The 17,374-nt window shown below is 71.5% G+C and carries 11 protein-coding genes and 2 pseudogenes; 6 read left to right on the top strand and 7 right to left on the bottom strand.

Going from position 1 to position 17,374, the window contains the following annotated elements; translation table 11 throughout:
* Nucleotides 1-491: 491 nt before the first annotated feature.
* Nucleotides 492-1,145 (bottom strand): HNH endonuclease family protein, encoded by a 654-nt coding sequence (locus AB0B83_RS01945; protein WP_357576559.1) that lies wholly within the window; start codon nucleotides 1,143-1,145, stop codon nucleotides 492-494.
* A gap of 455 nt (nucleotides 1,146-1,600) precedes the next feature.
* A complete protein-coding gene (locus tag AB0B83_RS01940; protein WP_357576558.1) occupies nucleotides 1,601-3,316 on the bottom strand; it encodes a phospholipid carrier-dependent glycosyltransferase in 1,716 nt (571 codons plus the stop codon).
* Between the two features lie 84 nt (nucleotides 3,317-3,400).
* Here AB0B83_RS01940 and rsmI point away from each other — a divergent pair, with 84 nt between their 5' ends.
* On the top strand, nucleotides 3,401-4,249 hold the full coding sequence (gene rsmI / locus AB0B83_RS01935; RefSeq protein ID WP_151453474.1) for a 16S rRNA (cytidine(1402)-2'-O)-methyltransferase: 849 nt from the start codon (nucleotides 3,401-3,403) through the stop codon (nucleotides 4,247-4,249).
* A 250-nt stretch (nucleotides 4,250-4,499) separates the two neighbouring features.
* Here the strand turns inward: rsmI and AB0B83_RS01930 are convergent, their stop codons facing one another.
* On the bottom strand, nucleotides 4,500-5,537 hold the full coding sequence (locus AB0B83_RS01930; protein ID WP_357576557.1) for a hypothetical protein: 1,038 nt from the start codon (nucleotides 5,535-5,537) through the stop codon (nucleotides 4,500-4,502).
* Between the two features lie 149 nt (nucleotides 5,538-5,686).
* Between AB0B83_RS01930 and metG the strand changes: the two are divergent.
* Nucleotides 5,687-7,483 (top strand): annotated as a pseudogene (metG, locus tag AB0B83_RS01925) (methionine--tRNA ligase); the annotation flags it as partial.
* Between the two features lie 184 nt (nucleotides 7,484-7,667).
* On the opposite strand, the pseudogene AB0B83_RS01920 reads toward metG, so the two are convergent.
* The 4 genes and pseudogenes from AB0B83_RS01920 to AB0B83_RS01905 form a co-directional block, all read right to left on the bottom strand.
* Nucleotides 7,668-8,819, bottom strand: a pseudogene (locus AB0B83_RS01920) (AMP-binding protein); the annotation flags it as partial.
* A 9-nt stretch (nucleotides 8,820-8,828) separates the two neighbouring features.
* Nucleotides 8,829-11,129: a pyridoxal-phosphate dependent enzyme gene (locus AB0B83_RS01915; RefSeq protein WP_357576556.1), complete on the bottom strand. Its 2,301-nt coding sequence runs from the start codon at nucleotides 11,127-11,129 to the stop codon at nucleotides 8,829-8,831.
* Between the two features lie 92 nt (nucleotides 11,130-11,221).
* Nucleotides 11,222-12,646 carry a lyase family protein gene (locus AB0B83_RS01910; RefSeq protein WP_357576555.1) on the bottom strand — a complete coding sequence of 475 codons (1,425 nt, stop codon included), beginning with the start codon at nucleotides 12,644-12,646 and terminating at the stop codon, nucleotides 11,222-11,224.
* Nucleotides 12,647-13,648: 1,002 nt separating this feature from the next.
* Complete coding sequence (locus AB0B83_RS01905; protein WP_357576554.1) at nucleotides 13,649-14,254, bottom strand: YdeI/OmpD-associated family protein; 606 nt, start codon at nucleotides 14,252-14,254, stop codon at nucleotides 13,649-13,651.
* Nucleotides 14,255-15,321: 1,067 nt separating this feature from the next.
* Here AB0B83_RS01905 and AB0B83_RS01900 point away from each other — a divergent pair.
* From AB0B83_RS01900 to AB0B83_RS01885, 4 genes are all read left to right on the top strand, one after another.
* The gene (locus tag AB0B83_RS01900) at nucleotides 15,322-15,786 is read left to right on the top strand and encodes a DUF1801 domain-containing protein (RefSeq protein WP_357576553.1); all 465 of its coding nucleotides are present in this window, start codon (nucleotides 15,322-15,324) and stop codon (nucleotides 15,784-15,786) included.
* A 177-nt stretch (nucleotides 15,787-15,963) separates the two neighbouring features.
* Nucleotides 15,964-16,641, top strand: a complete 678-nt coding sequence (locus AB0B83_RS01895) for a hypothetical protein (protein WP_357576552.1) — start codon at nucleotides 15,964-15,966, stop codon at nucleotides 16,639-16,641.
* A 2-nt stretch (nucleotides 16,642-16,643) separates the two neighbouring features.
* Nucleotides 16,644-17,138 carry a hypothetical protein gene (locus AB0B83_RS01890; RefSeq protein WP_357576551.1) on the top strand — a complete coding sequence of 165 codons (495 nt, stop codon included), beginning with the start codon at nucleotides 16,644-16,646 and terminating at the stop codon, nucleotides 17,136-17,138.
* A 12-nt stretch (nucleotides 17,139-17,150) separates the two neighbouring features.
* Nucleotides 17,151-17,321, top strand: coding sequence for a hypothetical protein (locus AB0B83_RS01885; protein ID WP_357576550.1), 171 nt, complete (start codon nucleotides 17,151-17,153; stop codon nucleotides 17,319-17,321).
* Nucleotides 17,322-17,374: the final 53 nt, after the last annotated feature.

The following is a 17,374-nucleotide window of genomic DNA, read 5'->3' as shown; positions in this document are numbered from 1 at the left end:
GAGCCCCTCCGACGGGTTCGCGTCGGCAGCGCTGGTCCTGACAGGACAGCGGCCCTGGCGATCGGGAGGCGCGTCAGAAGGCCTGTTGCGGTGGGGGATCCGCTGCGGCGGGCCGGGCGATGCCGGCGTCCGGTGCTCTCGCCGGCGTTCGGGGCGGGAGGGGCGACGGTGGTTCCCTTGGGGACGGACTGCGTCCCACCGTCGTGAATGTAGGCGATCACTCGCACGAGAGTAGGGAGGCGATAAGAGTTTTATGTCTGGTTATGCCATGTTGCGCGACGCGGAGATTCCAGAAGGTGAACGTCTGGATGAACGTGCCGCGCGGCGACGGAGATGACGAACGGCGCAGCCGGTCGAATATGGGCGGTTCAGTACACAAAGCACCTAGGTAGCCGGCGCGCGTCCGCGATCTCGCACTCCCTCTCCTGGCGAAGCCGACACAGGTCGCAAGCCATGGGCGGAGAGTGCAAGATCGCGGGGGCGCGGGAGGGTCAGTACGCGTGCGTCACCGTGATCGTGATGTTCGTGCAGGAGTTCGCCCGGCTGGTCAGCGCGCTCTTCTCGGCGCTGTCGACGCTCAACCGCCACCGGGTCTTCACCGCCACCCACTCGCCGACGTACCGGCACTTCTCGTTGGTGGGCTGCCAGGTGGCCGGGTCCTGGTCGCCCTTGGCCTGGTTGACGTTGTCGGTCACCGCGACCAGCGACCTGACGTCGCCGAGGTCGTTGGCGAACGCCTGCCGCCGCGACGTGGTCCAGTTCCGGGCCCCCGAGTCCCACGCCTCGGCGAGCGGAACCATGTGGTCGATGTCCAGGTCGGACGGGTTGGTCCAGTAGGCGGCGTCGTAGTAGGAGCGCCAGCGCCCGCCGGTCAGTTGGCAGCCGGAGCCCACCGTGGGGCGGGTGGTGGCCTCGGCGATCAGCACCTCGTAGCGGGTGTTGCAGCCGTCGGAGTCCGCGTCGGTCCAGTGCGGGAACAGGTCCCGGTTGTAGCCGGTGCGTACCTCGGTGGCCACCGGCAGGTCGGCGACGAGGGTGCGCAGCGGCACCGAGACGGTGGCCGCGTGGGCGGGGGCGGACAGGCCGAGGGTGGCGGCGGTGACGGTGGCCAGCAGGCCGCCGGTCCAGCGGAGGGTACGGGTCATCGTGAACTCCGTCCGATCGATCGGGATGGCTGACAGTGCAACCGGCCCGGGTGCCGACGGGCCGGACCCAGGGTTACTGGAGAACCAAATCGATCGATACGTTACGGGAAGTCTCCCATCGATGGGAATCCCGATCGCTGCGAAATCTGGCAGACCCCGCTCCCGCTGGCGGTGCGATCCGTACCGTTTGCGCAAGATGACGGACCGTTAGGTGCCGGATGTAAACCATCCGTGCGGTGTCGCGTTGGTCGGAAATCTGACCGAAGTCGACCCGTTGTGCCAGTGGTAGGTGGTGGTTAAGCTCTTGATGCGCGCCCCAATCGCCCGCTTCCCCCGTGGCAGGCGATCGGGGCGCGCATCTACGTCGAACGGGCCCGCACGCCACCGCGTGCGGGCCCGTTCCTTGTGCACCCGCCGCGCCGCCCGGGGCGCGCGGCGGGTGCCCTGCCGTCCCGTCAGATCCAGCGGCCGTCCAGCCACATCCGCGCCGACCACTCGGCGTACGGCAGCACCTTCCCGACGAAGATCGGATGGAAGTACGCGAAGCAGAGCGCGACCAGCAGGACGTACGCCCCGGCGATCACCCCGCCGACCAGCCTGCGGTCCCGAAGCTCGTCCGACTCGACGCGCGCGGCGGCGGGGCCGCCGTCTCCCGGCTGCGCGGCGACGGCGCCCGGTGGACCGGCCGGCGTGACGATCGCGCCGAGCACGTAGACCACCGCCAGCACCAGGAACGGCAGGACCGGCGCGGTGTAGAAGGAGAACATCGTCCGGCCGTCGAGGGCGAACCAGAACCAGGGCAGCAGGCCGGCCGCCACGACGAGCAGGATCGCCCCCGCCCGCCAGTCCCGCCGGGCCAGGCCCAGCCAGGCCAGCGCCGCCAGCGCGGGCAGGAACGACCACCAGAGCAGGGGCGTGCCGAGCAGCAGGACCTCGGAGGCGCAGCTCGGCGCCCCGCAGGGCCCGTTGCCGACCCAGTAGAAGGCGACCGGCCGGCCGAGCAGCAGCCACTGCCACGGCCACGACTGGTACTTGTGTGGGTCGTCGAGGCCGGCGTGGAAGCCGTACGCGGCCTTGTGGTACTCGATCAGGTTGTTCAACGCGCCGAACACCGGTGTGTCGCTCAGCGGGGCGTTCGGGTAGCGCTCGGCCAGCCGGTAGTAGCCCTCGTCGCCGAGCAGCCAGCCGGACCAGGTGCCGACGTAGGTGAGCACCATCAGCACCCCGGCCAGCACCAGCCACGGCACCTCGTCGAGGAGGGTGTCCCGCCACGGCCGGCGTACGCCGGCGGAGCGGCGGACCCCGACCTCCCAGAGGATCACCAGCAGCGCGAAGACGGGCAGGAAGTAGAGCGCGCTCCACTTGACCGCGCAGGCGCAGCCGAACAGGACCCCGGCGGCGAGCCGCCACCACGGCCAGTTCCGCCAGCCGCCCGCCGGCCGCCCGGCCCGCCCCGGCTGGCCCGGGTCCAGGCCGGCCTCCAGCGCCCGGGCCCACCGGCGCCGCCGGGCGTCCCGGTCGAGCACCAGGGCGCCGAACGTGGCCAGCACGAAGAACAGCAGGAAGATGTCGAGCAGCGCGGTGCGGGAGAGCACCAGGTGGAAGCCGTCCAGCGCGAGCAGCAGGCCGGCGGCGCAGCCCAGCGCGGTCGAGCGGAACATCCGCCGGCCGATGCGGACCAGCAGCAGCACCGACAGGGTGCCGATGACCGCCGCCGAGACCCGCCAGCCGAACTCCGGGGCGGTCGTCATCAGGTGCCCCGGCACGGAGATGCCGTGCTCGGCGTCGGCGTAGCCGAAGGCCCACTCGCCGAACCCGATCAGCCACTTGCCCAGCGGCGGGTGGACCACGTACGACGCGCCGCCGTCCTTGTAGTTCCACTCGACGCCCTTGTCGATGAGCCCCCAGCCCTCTCGGGCGTAGTAGGTCTCGTCGAAGATCTTGCCCGGCGGGTGGCTCAGGCCGACGAAGCGCAGGATCGCCGCGATGGCGACGATCACGCCGGTGGCGAGCCAGGAACGCCCGTCCAGCCGGGCCTCGACGGTGGCCAACCGCCGCCGGACCACGCCGGGGATCCCGCCGGAAGCCGGGGACCTGCCCTCCGGCGGACCGCCGTCCGTGAGGTCCTGCCCCGCCTGGTCCGCGCTCTGTGCTGTCGACGCACTCGTCACCCGGCGATCGTAGGCTGCGAAGGTGCCCGGTGGCGCCCGTCGTCCCCGATACCGGTAAAGCCGTCGATGAAGGAGTTGCATCTCGTGGGTGAAAAGTCCGAAACCGGGCGCCTGGTCCTGCTCGGCGCGCCGCTCGGCAACCCCGCCGACGCCTCCGCCCGGTTCCGCGAGGTGCTCGCCGCCGCGGACGTGGTGGCCGCCGAGGACACCCGCCGGCTGACCCGGCTGGCCCGGGACCTCGACGTCACCGTCGGCGGCCGCATCGTCTCCTACTTCGAGGGCAACGAGGAGCGGCGCACCCCCGAGCTGGTCGACGTGCTGACCGCCGGCTACCTGGTCGCCCTGGTCACCGACGGCGGCATGCCGAGCGTCTCCGACCCGGGCTACCGGCTGGTCAGGGCCGCCCTCGACGCCGGCGTGCCGGTCACCGCCGCGCCGGGCCCGAGCGCGGTCACCACCGCCCTGGCACTGTCCGGCCTGCCCTGCGACCGGTTCTGCTTCGAGGGCTTCCTGCCGCGCACCGGCGGCGCCCGCCGGTCCCGCCTGCGGGCGCTGGCCGCCGAGGAGCGGACGCTTGTCTTCTTCGAGGCGCCGCACCGGATCGCCGCCGCGCTCGCCGACCTGGCCGCCGCGTTCGGCGCCGACCGGCCCGCCGCGCTCTGCCGCGAGCTGACCAAGACGTACGAGGAGATCGTCCGCCGCCCGCTCGGCGAGCTGGCCGACTGGGCGGCCGAGGGGGAGCCGCGCGGCGAGATCACCCTCGTCGTGGCCGGCGCGCCCGAGTCGGCCCCGGAGCGGCCCGACGACGACACGCTGCGCGCCGCCGTCGCCGCCCGCGAGGCCGCCGGGCTGTCCCGCCGGGACGCGATCACCGAGGTCGCCACGGAGTACGCCCTGCGCCGCCGCGACGTCTATGCCGTCGTGCACGCCTGACCCGGGTCGTGCCCGCCTGACACCCGAATGGAATCTCCACCCGGCCCGACTGGGATCCGACGCGGCCCGACCGAATCCCGACCGGCCCGACCGAATCCCGACCCGGCCCGACTGGGACCCGACGCGGCCCGACCGAATCCCGACCGGGCCGACCGGGATTCCGACCCGGCGCGACCGGGATCCCGGCCAGGCCTGGCCGGGCACCTCGGCGGCGGCCCGGCCGTCGGGTGCCCGGCAGCACCCGACGGGTTCACCAGGCGGCGACGAGGAAGCCGAGGGTGATCGCCAGTGGGCCGGCCGCGGCGCCCGTCACCGCCCAGCGGCGCAGCCGGGGGTCGGCGATCCGGGCGGACCCGGTCCACCGGACGATCCCCGCGCCGCAGCCCAGCACCACCAGCAGGCCGAGCAGCCAGCGCAGGTGCCCGGCCGCGCCGGTGTCCGCGTACGCGGTGCCGCCGTCCGGGCCGGTCATCCGGGCCGGCAGGATCGTGCCGGTCGCGGTGCGCTCCGCGGCCACCCCGCTCACCCGCACGCCGTACGCGGTCCACGTCTCGTCGGCGGGGGCGAAGTTGCCCCGGCAGCGTTGCGCGAGGCCGCCCCCGGTGCAGTCGGCGATCACCACCGTGCCCCGGGTGGCGTGCCCCACCGCCAGCCAGAACGGGCCCGCGCTGACCCAGGCGAAGAACGCCGCCACCAGGCTCAGCGCCAGCAGGGCGGCCAGCCCCGGCAGCGGATCGGGCGGACGCGGGGTGCGCCGGGCCCGCCGCCGCGCGGCATCCTCCCGGGCCGACCGCTCCCGCTCGTGCGGCGGTTCGTCCCGGATCGGGGTGCCGTCCCAGTGCACCAGCTCGATCGGCGGCCAGTACGCCCCGTCGGCACCGTCCCTGCCGTCCGGCGTACGCCCGCCGTCGTCCGACGCAGGCCCACCGCCCTCGCCGTCCGGCGTACGCCCGCCGTCGTCCCGGTCCGGCGGGTCGCCGGCGGACGGACGCCCCCGGCGGGGCCAGCGGTTCGGCTGCCGGACGGGGACCCGGCGCGGCACGGCGTCGACCGGCGCCCCGGTCGTGGGCTCCACCTCGACGGCGGGCGCGGCGGACGGCGGGGCCGCCACGGGTCCGGCGGCCTCGACGGGCGACTCCGGCGGCGACTCCGGCGGCGCGGCGGCCTGGACCGCCCGGGGGTGCGGCGCGCGGGTGCCGCGCGGCGCCCTCCCCGCGTCGCCGTCCGTCGGGCCCGAGGGACGGTCGTCACGATCCCGGGCCGCTCGTCTGCCAGTCACGGCGTTCATTGCACCCCGCGACCAGGGCGTCCGCCGGCAGCTCAGGCCGCGTGTCGGCGACAAATCGGGCGAACATCGGACCCGGTCCCGCCGGGCCACCGGGCCGGGGGCCCTATTGGTTCGCGGTCACCGCGAGCGGGTCACTAGGCTTGCTGGTCATGAGTCACGTTCTCGCGGCGGTCGCCTGGCCGTACGCCAACGGCCCGCGCCACATCGGCCACGTCTCCGGCTTCGGCGTTCCCTCCGACGTCTTCAGCCGGTACATGCGGATGGCCGGGCACGACGTGCTCATGGTGTCGGGCACCGACGAGCACGGCACCCCCATCCAGGTGCAGGCGGACGCCGACGGGGTCACCCCGCGCGAGCTGGCCGACCGCTACAACCGGGTGATCGTGGAGGACCTGCACGGCCTCGGTCTCTCCTACGACCTGTTCACCCGCACCACCACCCGCAACCACTACGCGGTGGTGCAGGAGCTGTTCGAGGGGATGTACCGCAACGGCTACATCGTCCCGAAGACCACGATGGGGGCGATCTCCCCGTCCACCGGCCGGACGCTGCCCGACCGCTACATCGAGGGCACCTGCCCGATCTGTGGCTACGACAGCGCGCGCGGCGACCAGTGCGACAACTGCGGCAACCAGCTCGACCCGATCGACCTGGTCGACCCGAAGTCGCGGATCAACGGGGAGACCCCGAAGTTCGTCGAGACCGAGCACTTCTTCCTCGACCTGCCCGCCCTGGCCGACGTGCTGCGGCAGTGGCTCGACACCCGCGAGGGCTGGCGGCCCAACGTGCTGCGCTTCTCGAAGAACCTGCTCGACGACCTCCAGCCCCGGGCCATCACCCGCGACCTGGAGTGGGGCGTGCCGATCCCGCTCGACGGCTGGCGTGAGCGCCCCGACAAGCGCATCTACGTCTGGTTCGACGCGGTGATCGGCTACCTCTCCGCCTCGATCGAGTGGGCCCGCCGCTCCGGCGACCCCGAGGCGTGGCGCCGGTGGTGGTCCACCGACGGGGAGGGGAAGGACGCCCGCGCCTACTACTTCATGGGCAAGGACAACATCGTCTTCCACTCGGTGATCTGGCCGGCGCTGCTCTCCGGCTACTCGGGCGAGGGCAGCCGGGACGGCGCGCCGGGCGAACTGGGCCGGCTCAACCTGCCCACCGAGGTGGTCTCCAGCGAATACCTGACCATGGAGGGGAAGAAGTTCTCCTCCTCCCGCCGGGTCGTCATCTACGTCCGGGACTTCCTGGAGCGCTACGACGCCGACGCGCTGCGCTACTTCATCGCCGCCGCCGGCCCGGAGAGCAACGACACCGACTTCACCTGGGCCGAGTTCCTGCGCCGCAACAACGACGAGCTGGTCGCCGGCTGGGGCAACCTGGTCAACCGGTCCGTCTCGATGGCGGCGAAGAACTTCGGCGCGATCCCGCCCGTCGACCCCGCCGGCCTCACCGAGGCCGACGAGGCGCTGCTCGCGGTCGCCCGGGCCGGCTTCGCGACGGTCGGCGACCTGATCGCCCGGCACCGCCAGAAGCAGGCCATCGGCGAGGCGATGAGGGTGGTCGCCGAGGCCAACCGGTACCTCTCCGAGCAGGCGCCGTGGAAGCTCAAGGGCGAGGACGACAAGCCGCGGATGGGCACCATCCTGCACGTCGCCCTCCAGGTGGTCAGCGACGCCAACACGCTGCTCACCCCGTTCCTGCCGCACAGCACGCAGCAGGTGCACGAGTTGCTCGGCGGCACCGGCGTGCACGCCCCGATGCCGGTCATCGAGGAGGTCGAGGACCTCGACGGCGGGCCCGCGTACCCGGTGCTGACCGGCGACTACACGGTCGGCGCGCGTTGGGAGTCCGTACCGCTGGAGGCTGGCCGGCCGCTGGCCGCGCCGAAGCCGGTCTTCCGCAAGCTCGACCCGTCGATCGTCGACGAGGAACTCGCCCGCCTGGCCGACTCTGGCGCCCCGCGACGTAGAGCTCGCCGTCGTACATCGCGCCGAGGTCCCCGGTACGCAGGAAGGTCCCCTGCCGGCCGCCGACGGTGGCGGCGAACGTCGCGGCGGAGTCGGACCTGCCCCAGTACCCGGCGGCCACCCCGCCGGAGCTCACGCAGATCTCGCCGACCTCGCCCGCCGCGCAGGGTGCGCCGTCCGCGCGGCGCACGGCGACCGTCGTACCCGGTGGCGGGGTGCCGCAGGAGACCAGCGTGACCGGCTCCGTCCCCGCTGCTCCGGTCGCCCCGGTCAACCGGCCCGTCTCGAGGGCGTGCCGGTCGAAGGTGCCGGTGCGGTAACCGGTCGACGCCTCGGGGCCGCTGACGAAGAGCGTCGCCTCCGCCAGGCCGTAGCACGGATAGAACGCCCGGCGGTCGAACCCGAGCGGCGCGTACGCGGCGGAGAACGCGTCCATCGTCCGCCTGTCCACCGGCTCCGCGCCGTTGAACGCGACCCGCCACGAGCTGAGGTCGATCCCGTCGAGCAGCCCGGCGTCGAAGCGGTCCGCCAGGAGCTGATAGGCGAAGTTGGGTCCACCGGAGAGGGTCGCCCTGAACCGGGACACCTCCGTTGGCCACCGCAGCGGATTGCGGACGAACGCGAACGTGTCGAGCAGGACCGCCGGTACGCCCATGAACAGCGGCAGCAACGTGGTGCCGATGAGACCCATGTCGTGGTACATCGGCAGCCAACTGAGCACCACGTCGTCGGCGTCGATCCCGAAGCCGGCCGCGATGGCCCGGTGGTTGTCGGTGAGGTTGCCGTGCCCGACCATGACCCCCTTGGGATCGCCCGTCGATCCGGAGGTGTACTGGAGGAAGGCGAGGTCGTCCGGCGCCGGCCGGTGGGGGCCCACCGGAGCGGCCTGCGCCCGCACCGCCTCGATCGGGTGCACCGCCGGTCCGCCCGGCTCGGCCGCCAGCCCCGACAGCGCTCCGACCAGCTTCGCGGTGGTCAGCGCGTGGGTGGCTCCGCAGTCGCGCACGACGGTGGTGACGCGGTCGAGGCGCGCGTGGGGGCCCGGCGGGTAGAGCGGCACCGCGACCACGTTGGCGTAGAGGCAGCCGAGGAAGGCCGTGACGTAGTCGAGGCCGGGTGGGAAGAGCAGCAGCGCCCGGTCGCCCGGTTCGGCAATCGACCGCAGGTGGCCGGCCACGGTACGAGCGCCCTCGTCAACCTGCCCGTACGTGGTGGTGGTCGTCGTCCCGGCACTGTCGACGAAGGTCAGCGCGGGGTCGTCCGCCCGGGTGTCCGCCCAGGCCGACAGGGCCGCGATGAGCGAGGTGTGCGTCATGGTCGTCCCTCAGTGGGCCGGGGCCAGGGACGCTTCGTCGCTGACGGCGTCCGGGCTGTCCTCGTCGACCAGCAGCTGGACCTGGTCCACGGCGGCACGGATCCGGCGGACGACCTCCGCTCTGCTGGAGCCCGTGGCGATGACGTGCCCCAGGCGGTCGTAGCCGTTGCGCGGTGGTCGCACGGACGTGCCGGGGGACGCCGTCACGGTCACCTGTTCGACGCCGTCGAGGTGCTCGATCTCCGCCCCGGCCGCGGTACCCCGGAGCGTCCCGGGCCGGGGAGCCACCAGGAACTCGATCGCGGCGTACCCGTGGGTGGTCGAGGAGAGCCGGGTCGGTCCCCCGACGGCCGCTGCCAGCTGCGCGGCGAGCAGGTCGGAGCCGGTGGCGAGGCGGTAGAGCTCGGGGATCATCCCGCCGGCCGGGCGGGGATTGATCTCGATGATGGCCGGGCCGGACGGCGTGAGGCGTACCTCGGTGTGGGTCGCCCCGTGTGACATCCCGACCGTGGCGAGCGCCCGCAGGACGGCATCCACCACCTCGGTCGCCTGATCCGCCGGCAGGTCCGCGGGAAAGACGTGACCGAGCTCCGCGAAGTACGGCCCACCGGTCACCCGCTTCTCGGTGATCCCGAGACAGCGGTTCCCGGTGCTCTCGCCGAACACCTCGACGCTGAACTCGGCACCCCGCACGTACTCCTCGACCAGCGCGCAGCGGGCGGTCGGCATGCCCCGGACGTTGACGCGCATCGCCAGGACCGCCGCCACGTGCGCGGTCGCCTCCTCGACGGTGGCGCAGAGCAGCACGGCGTTCGAGCCGGAGTCGTCCGCGGGCTTGACCACGCACGGCAGTCCGACCTCGCGCACCGCGGCAGCGGCCCGCGCCGGGTCCGTCACCGCGACGAAGCGGGGTTGTCGGATCCCGCTGTCCCGCAGCGCCTCCCGCAGCAGGGCCTTGTTCCGACAGGCGGCCACGGCTGCCGGCGGGTTGCCCGGCAGTCCCAGCCAGTCGGCCAGCTCGGCGGCGAGCACGGTGTAGAAGTCGCTGGTCGTCGTCACCCCGGCGAGCTGTTCACGACGGAACCTGCCCTGGATGAGCGAGCGCAGGGCCGGCAGCTCGTGCGTCTCGCAGACGAGGACCTCGCAGTCGGTGTCGGCGAGCCCCGGGTAGCGGTCGGGACGGTCGGTGAGCAGCACCGGACGCAGCCCCATCCGTCGTGCGACGCTCAGGGCGAGCACGCCGGTCCCGCTCGTGTTCGCCTCCAGGAACAACAGGTACCGCTCGCCGTCCGTACGCGGGACGTCGTCCGTCCGCGACCAGCTCACGGCGACCTCGCCGGGGCTGATCGGACGCGGCCGGTCCGCCGCGTCCATCTCGTCCAGGCGGTCGGCGGCCCATCCGTCGTCGTAGACGGTCTGCGCGTACCGGTCGCCGCGATCGGGGAAGATGCCGACGATCCGGGTCCCCGGCTCCGCCCGGCGAGCCACGTCCTTCAACACCTGGTAGACCGAGCCCGACGTGTTGCCGCCGAAGATCTGCTGCTCGCGGGCCAGGTCACGGGTGGCGCCGAACGCCTCCCGGTCGTTGAGCCAGTGCACCTCGTCGATCTGGCGACGGTCCAGGTTGGCGGGCTCGAGGCTGTTGCCGAGGCCGCCCTGCAACCTGTTGGGCACGTCCGGCTGACCGAACAGCACGCTGCCCACGCAGTCCACCCCCACCACTCGCAGCTCGGGCAGCGCGCGTCGCAGCGCCCGGGCCGAGCCGCACAGCGAACCACCGGTGCCGACCGCCCCGACCAGGACGTCGAAGGAGGTGAGGTCCCCCAGCAGCTCCCCGGCCAGGGACCGGTACGCACCCGGGTTGTCCGGATTCCGGTACTGCTCGGGAAAGAACGCACCCGGCAGGGCTTCGAGGAGCTCGTGCAGCCGTTCGAGGCGGGCACCCTGCCAGCCCTGGCTGGACATCTGGTCGACGACGTGCACCTGGCAGCCCAGGGCGCGCAGCTTGGCGAGGGTCACGGGGTCGATCCGGGGGTCGGTGACGACGTGCACCGGATGGCCCAGGGCGGTGCCGACGAGGGCGACTCCCAGCGCCATCGTGCCGGAGGAACTCTCGACGATCGGCGCGCCCGGTCGGAGCACGCCCAGCCGTCTGGCCTCGAGGATCACGTGGCGGGCGACCCGGTCCTTCATCGCGAAGAGGTTCTGGAGTTCGAGTTTGGCGTACACCTCGACGCGCGGATCGACGTCCATCGTCAGTCTGATCAACGGCGTGTGCCCGATGGCGTCGACGACGTTCTGGAAGATCACGCGCCGGCCCCCGATCGTCCGTGGGTGCCGACGTCGCTCGCGCCCACCCGGGCTGCTCCGCTAAAGATCGTCATTCTTCCCCGATTCGACGCTCATCGACGCCCGAGCAGTGCCCGAGCGGAACCTCGCCGTTCACGACGGTCGTCCCACTGCTGCCGGAGGAGCCGGAACTCGTCCGCCTGGCTGGCGAGCAGGTCGGCCAACTCCTGCGGGTTGACCGAGCCCGTCGACCGCTTTCCACGAATTGCCTTCTCGATGTCGAAGGCGTCGGCGAGCACGCGTGCGGCGTCGGAGACCTGGTATCCGTGCCGGCCGGCGACCTCGACCAACAGCCCGGGGTCTCCGGGATGGGGCGGGATGTCGGAGGAGATGGCGGCGGCGATGTACTGCCCGACGACGATCTGGGCGTCGCGCCAGGGGATCCCGTCGTTGAGGGTCAGGTCGTTCGCCAGTGCGAACGCGCCCAGATACTCCCGCCGGCAGGCTTCCCGCATCCGGTCGGACCGGAAACGCAGGTTGTCGACGACGGTCGAGAAGAGCCGCAGGGCCGTCCGCGTGGTGGAGACGGACACATGGAGGTTCGCGGTCGCCTCCTTGGACACCTCCACCATGTTGGAATAGGGCGTCGAGCGTTGGGCGAGGACGATGTCCACACCGAAGGCGCCGAGATGCGCCAGCTTTCCGCGGATCCGCTCCAGGATCGGGAAGTTCTTCTTCTGCGGCATCGCCGCCGAGATGCCGGAGAGCTCGTCAGGCAGGTCGATGAAGGCGTACTCGTTGCTGCCCCAGGTCATGAGATCGGTGACGAAGCGGCTCAGTTCGGCACCCAGAATGGAGAATTCCGCCATCATCTCCAAGGCCAGCGACCGGGACGCCACGGCGGTCAGGGCGTGCGGAACCGGTCCCGCGAAGCCGAGCAGGTGCGCCATGCGGTGACGGTCCCAGGGCAACTGCTGGCCGGCCATCGAGCCCGCGCCGAGCGGTGAGAGGTCGTTGCCGTCGTAGGTGGCGAGCCAGCGGCGCAGGTTGTGCAGGATCTGCTGGGAGAGGGCGGCCAGGTAGAAGCCGGGAGTGATCACCTGGGCCGCCTGGAGGTGGGTGTATCCCGGCATCAGCAGGTCGGTCGTGCCGTTGGCGAGTCGATGGACAGCCTCACCGAGGCCCAACAGGTCCTCCGCCGCCCCACCCAACCACTCGCGTGCCGCGAGAGCGTGTGCGGTCGCCTGAGAGTCGTTACGACTGCGGTCGACGTGCCAGGCCGGGACCGGCTCGGTCAACTGCCCATGCACCCACTGCTCGATGGCCATCGACGTGTCGGACATGTTGGTGGCGGGGTCGGCGCTGAGCGTGGATTCGTCGATCCTGCCAAGTCTGTCCGCGATGTCGCGCCGTTGCTCGCCGGTGATGACCCCCATCCGCTCGTACTCGAGCAGGAGAACCACTTCCACAGCGAGATAGTGAGGAAGCAGATGGGTCATGTCGAACTCGAACTGGGGTCGGAGGATTTCGTCGTGCACCTGACGGGACGGACCGCTGGACAACCGTCCTGACATCAGGGCGGAGCCCTCGGGAACGAGTTGCAACTGAAGACCCCCGTTACGGAGTTGCACGGCCGGACTGCAACCCGAATCCGCACCCTGGGGGCGCGTGACATCGCCTGCGGATCGGACCGCCTCGATGAAGGACAGTCACCTGAGGTGGGTGCGAAGATTCACAAGGAAGGCGCGATCGGCGGCGCTGGACGAATTCGACGCTTGCCGTCAGCAGACATGGAACCAACTCCCCCGTGGAGCGACTACGACATCGTGCAGGCAACGGAGCGTGAATCGGCAGTTCGCGCCAATACGCGGTCTTCGATGGGGCGAGATTAGCCGCGTGCCTCATGCCTCGCAAGGGACTGCATTTCGCGCGCTATGTCTGGTACAGGTCGCATTTGTTCTTCCCAGCACCCGGCTCCGAAGCACCCGCCCGGACACCCTGACGATGGTGGGAGCTTTTCCCTCGTCCGGGGCCACCCACGGCCATCGATACTGCTGGCAGGCTCACGGCCAGGACGAACGAGTGCCATTGGCGCGTGGAAGCTCGTAGCGTGTCAGGGAATGTGGTCGACCTCGCCCCCTCGTCAGCCGACGCGGGACAGCTCCTGCCTGCACGTGTCCCCTTCAAGCGGAACTCCAGGCTCCGTCGATGACGCTGACTGCAAGCAGCCCCGCGACTACCGAGCGTGCGGGCGGTCGCGCATTCCGACCTCCCGGACGGCGAGGACTTCCCCGCCACTGCCCCTGCCGGCGTCGCGGCTCATCGCGACCTGGGGCTGGCGCAATCCGGTCAGAGGGTGACACATGCGTAGCTGGTGGTGCTGGCGTTCATCCTGCTGTTCGTCACGGGTGTCCGGCGTCGCGGAGCGGGCCCATCCCACCCGCCGCCGCGACCAGGTCGCCGGCTGACCGCCACGTGGAGTCAGCCCATCCCAGCACCGTTCCCGGCCAGATCAGGGTCCATGATCATGACAAGGCCGATCACGGCGAGTGCGGCGGCTTGGCCTTCTGCGGGTAGATCGTCTCGTGACGGGCCAGCATGGCAACGAACTCGCTGATCTTCCGCTCGCGGGTCTGCGCCCGTTTGACCGCATTGACGCGGTGGATGAGAGCGAACCGGTTGGTCTTGGTGAGTACGTCGAACATGGCCTGGGCGGCAGGGTTGGCAGCGATGGCGGCGAGGAGGTCCTCCGGCACCTCGGCTTCCGACGGCGGGGCGTAGGCGGCCGCCCACCGCCCGTCCGCCTTCGCGGCTTCCACCGCGGCCCGGCCGGAGGGCAGCATCCGCCCCTGCTCCTCCAGCCGCGCCACGTGGGCGACGTTGCGTTGCGACCAGGAGCTGCGGGGCCTGCGCGAGGTGAACCGGATCCAGGAGGTCTCCTGATCCCGCTTACGGGCCTGCCCGTCGATCCAGCCGAAACACAGGGCCTCGTCGACCGCCTGCTGCCAGGTCAGCGTCGTGACCGTGCCGCCCTTCCTGGTCAGGGCGAGCCATACACCGGGCGACGTGGCATGGTTGGCCGACAACCACGCGCGCAGCGACTCGGCGTCCACGACGATCAACTCATCCAGTTCGGCGCTCACCATGACGGCAGGCTATCGCTGCACTGTGACTGCGGCCTCAGCCTGTGGGACGGCCCTGCTCGTCGGGCTGAAGGCGCGTATGCCGCCGGCGGCAGCCGCGTACGAGGACACGTCGTGGATTCGCTCGGCGGCAGATCAGTGCCCGCCGGAGTCATCGGCGAGGGATCCTGGTCGGTCGTCGAGGTCGCGGTGCCAGATCCGTTGCCAGTGGTCCTCCGCCGGGGAGTCACGCCAGCGCGCGGCGGGGCCGTCCGGGTGGACGCCACAGGTCGGGCATGCGCGGCCCGGGCGGCGCCGCTCGTTGCCGCATGCGAGGCAGTGTGTGTCGGAGCTGACTCCGGCAGCGTAGCGATCGAGGACCGCCTGGACGACCGTGGCGAGAGGTGCCGTCGGGTGGTGCTGAGGGTCAGGGCAGTAGGCGATCCGGTGCCAGCCCCACGAGTTCCAGGGTGGCGGCGTCCGTGGTGTCCGCCTGCCAGCCGCTTTCTCTCGACGCCGCTGGACGGCGTACTCCTGCGCACGTGGCAGGACCACGTCGCGAGCCCGCTGCAGTTCTTCGGCGGCACGCACGAGTGCGCCGAGGTCATCGGTGAGCCTGCGTGGGATACGTGCGGAGACGATCAGGTGGTGCCAGGTGGCGCGGAATCCGTATGGGGCACAGTGCAGCGTGCACTCGCGCAACGCGTAGAGCCGACGCTGTGGCGAAAGGGTGCTGTCGTGGACGCGGCACGCCTGCGCAGGAAAGCTGGTCACGGAGCCAATGGTGGCCCTGCCCGGCGAGCCACACGAGCACGTTTCGGCGTCCGGACGGACCACGACGCAGGACCAGGCAACACCCGTCGCCGGGTACTCGCATCACGACGCCATCTCTGCGGCAGATCCGCGCACCTCGACCTCGATGCACCGGTTCTGCGAGCCTGCGATCAGCTCTGCGCACACCTGTCCTCATGCTGCCGGAGAGCCTGCGAAGAAGAGCTGATGTGAGTGGTCAGGAATCGAGAAGTGATGTCGAACGCACCGCCGTTAGCGTGGACGGCACACGAGCCACACGGCGACGAGGAGAAACGACCATGACGAAGAAGGACGCTGCCGCAGGAGGGTTTTCCACGCAGGAGCGGGCCGCGATGAAGGAGCGTGCGGCGGAGTTGAGAGCTGGGGCCAGACGCACGAAGGGCGCGGAAAAGGCCGCCGCCGAAGAAGCGGAGCTGCTCGCGAAGATCGCGCGGATGCCCGACGGAGACCGGGAGATGGCGGAGCGTGTGCACGCGATCGTCACGACCGTCGCGCCGGATCTCGCCCCCAAGCTGTACTACGGCCAGCCCGGGTATGCCAGGGACGGGAAGGTCGTGGTCTTCTTCCGCAGCGGGCAGATGGACAAGGAGCGTTACTCGACGTTCGGCGTGAGCACGCAGGCGGCCCTCGACGAGGAGGGCGGGTTCTGGCCGACCTCGTACGCGCTCACCGAACCGACGGAGCAGGCGTGGGAGCAGCTCGGCGACATCGTACGGCGCGCAGCGGGAACGCAGCAGTCGTGAGCGGTCCGGCCCACGGTCGGACGATCTGACGTCCGGCGAGCCGCGCCCACGCTGCGCGGCATCGAGCAACGCTCTCCGGGCCATCGCGTCGAGGTCGATCTTCGTCCCGGTCTCGGCGTGCAGGAGGTCGGTCGACGATCTGCGGCCTGTCGGGGGCGCGCGATACCGTGCCGCCTCGTGAACGCCTTGCTACGACGGTTCGTGGAACTCATCGAAGCCGACCTGGCAGCCGCCGGCTTCATCCGCCGTGGGCCGGTCTTCCGGTACTTCGACCCCGAGGGCAACGGCATCGCCCTCGGCATCCAGCGCACCACCGCGCTGAGGGGAGAGATCGAGTTCTTCATCAACGTCGGGGTGCTGCTCGCCCCGCACCTGCGGTACTACTTCGGCGAGAACGATCCGCGCCGTGACGCCATGCCGCACCACAGCGTCTGGGACCACCGCCTGGTGGCGACCGACGACACCGCGGAGTTGCCCGACCACACGTTCTCGCTGTTGACGGAAGCCGACGTGGAACGCGCCGCCACCATCGTGCGGACCTGGCTGGCGGGGAACCTGCCCCGCATGAAGAGCTGGCTGGGCGACTTCGACGCGATGCTCGCCGCCATCGAGGAGGACCGCGAACGATCCGCCCGGGCCCGCGCCGAGCAGCTCGCCTGCGGGCGGTGGAAGGCCGGCCGCTGGTCGGACGGAAGTTGGAGTGACCGCGTCATCCGCGCCTACGCGCACGCTCAGCGCGGCGACGTGGACGCGGTCACGGCCGAGACCGCGGGCTGGCGCGACCAAGGCCCCGACTCGCTGGCCGCCGACGCCCTGGCACTCGCCAGCCAGCGCCTCACCGAACGGCAGGGATGATCGTGGGCTACTCCGGTCTTGTCATCATCGCCCGCACCGGCGACACGCGGCTCGACGAACTGGCGTGCGTCGACGACCTGTTCGTGGCCGTGACCGACAACGTCCGCGCCGGCGGCTGGCGGATCGGGTTACTCGGCCCGGTTGACGACGCCTCGCCCGACGACCTGGTCAACGACCTCGCGCGGGAAACGACGGCACCGGCCATCGCGCTGTCGGTCTTCGACAGCGACTGCGCCTTTGCCACGGCAGCCGACCCGTCCGGCGAGGCCGTCGAGTTCTACCTCAACGAGGAGGTCGTCCGGGCCCTCGTCGACGACGACAGGTTCGAGCCGCTCAACAGCCAGGCCGCCGCCGGACTGCTGCGCTGGGCCGGGAAGGCGGGCCTCGTCGCCAGCCCTGATCGACTCGCGAGCGCACTCGAGGAGCGCCCGGGTCCGTTCGGGGACGGAATCGTCGAACTCACCGAGGCCCTCGGCATCGCGGGGCCTCCCGGCTAGAGGTCGCGGGCCGTGCGGATCGCGGCAGATGCGCACGGCGTACGGGGCGCGGCAAGAGTCGCGTTCGCACCCGTCCGTACCGTCCGGGTCGACGACGAGATCGCCGACGCTGAACGGACCTGGGTGGCGACGCACGACAACGCTGCCGTCTTCCTGCGCCGCGTGGCTCCCGGGCCGCCGTGACGCGTCAGGCCAGATCAGCCGATGCCGTCGACCGCGGCCCTGAGTGCGTTGAT

The sequence above is a fragment of the Micromonospora sp. NPDC049060 genome (assembly GCF_040649055.1).
GTDB classification, from domain to species: domain Bacteria; phylum Actinomycetota; class Actinomycetes; order Mycobacteriales; family Micromonosporaceae; genus Micromonospora; species Micromonospora reichwaldensis.
Note: the sequence above shows the minus strand (reverse complement) of the source record. Positions and strands in the feature narration are given on the sequence as shown.

Excerpts from the sequence above, each read along its gene's own strand:
- AB0B83_RS01945 (WP_357576559.1), bottom strand. The coding sequence starts at position 1,145 with ATGACCCGTACCCTCCGCTGGACCGGCGGCCTGCTGGCCACCGTCACC.
- AB0B83_RS01930 (WP_357576557.1), bottom strand. The coding sequence starts at position 5,537 with ATGAACGCCGTGACTGGCAGACGAGCGGCCCGGGATCGTGACGACCGT.
- AB0B83_RS01905 (WP_357576554.1), bottom strand. The coding sequence starts at position 14,254 with ATGGTGAGCGCCGAACTGGATGAGTTGATCGTCGTGGACGCCGAGTCG.
- AB0B83_RS01900 (WP_357576553.1), top strand. The coding sequence starts at position 15,322 with ATGACGAAGAAGGACGCTGCCGCAGGAGGGTTTTCCACGCAGGAGCGG.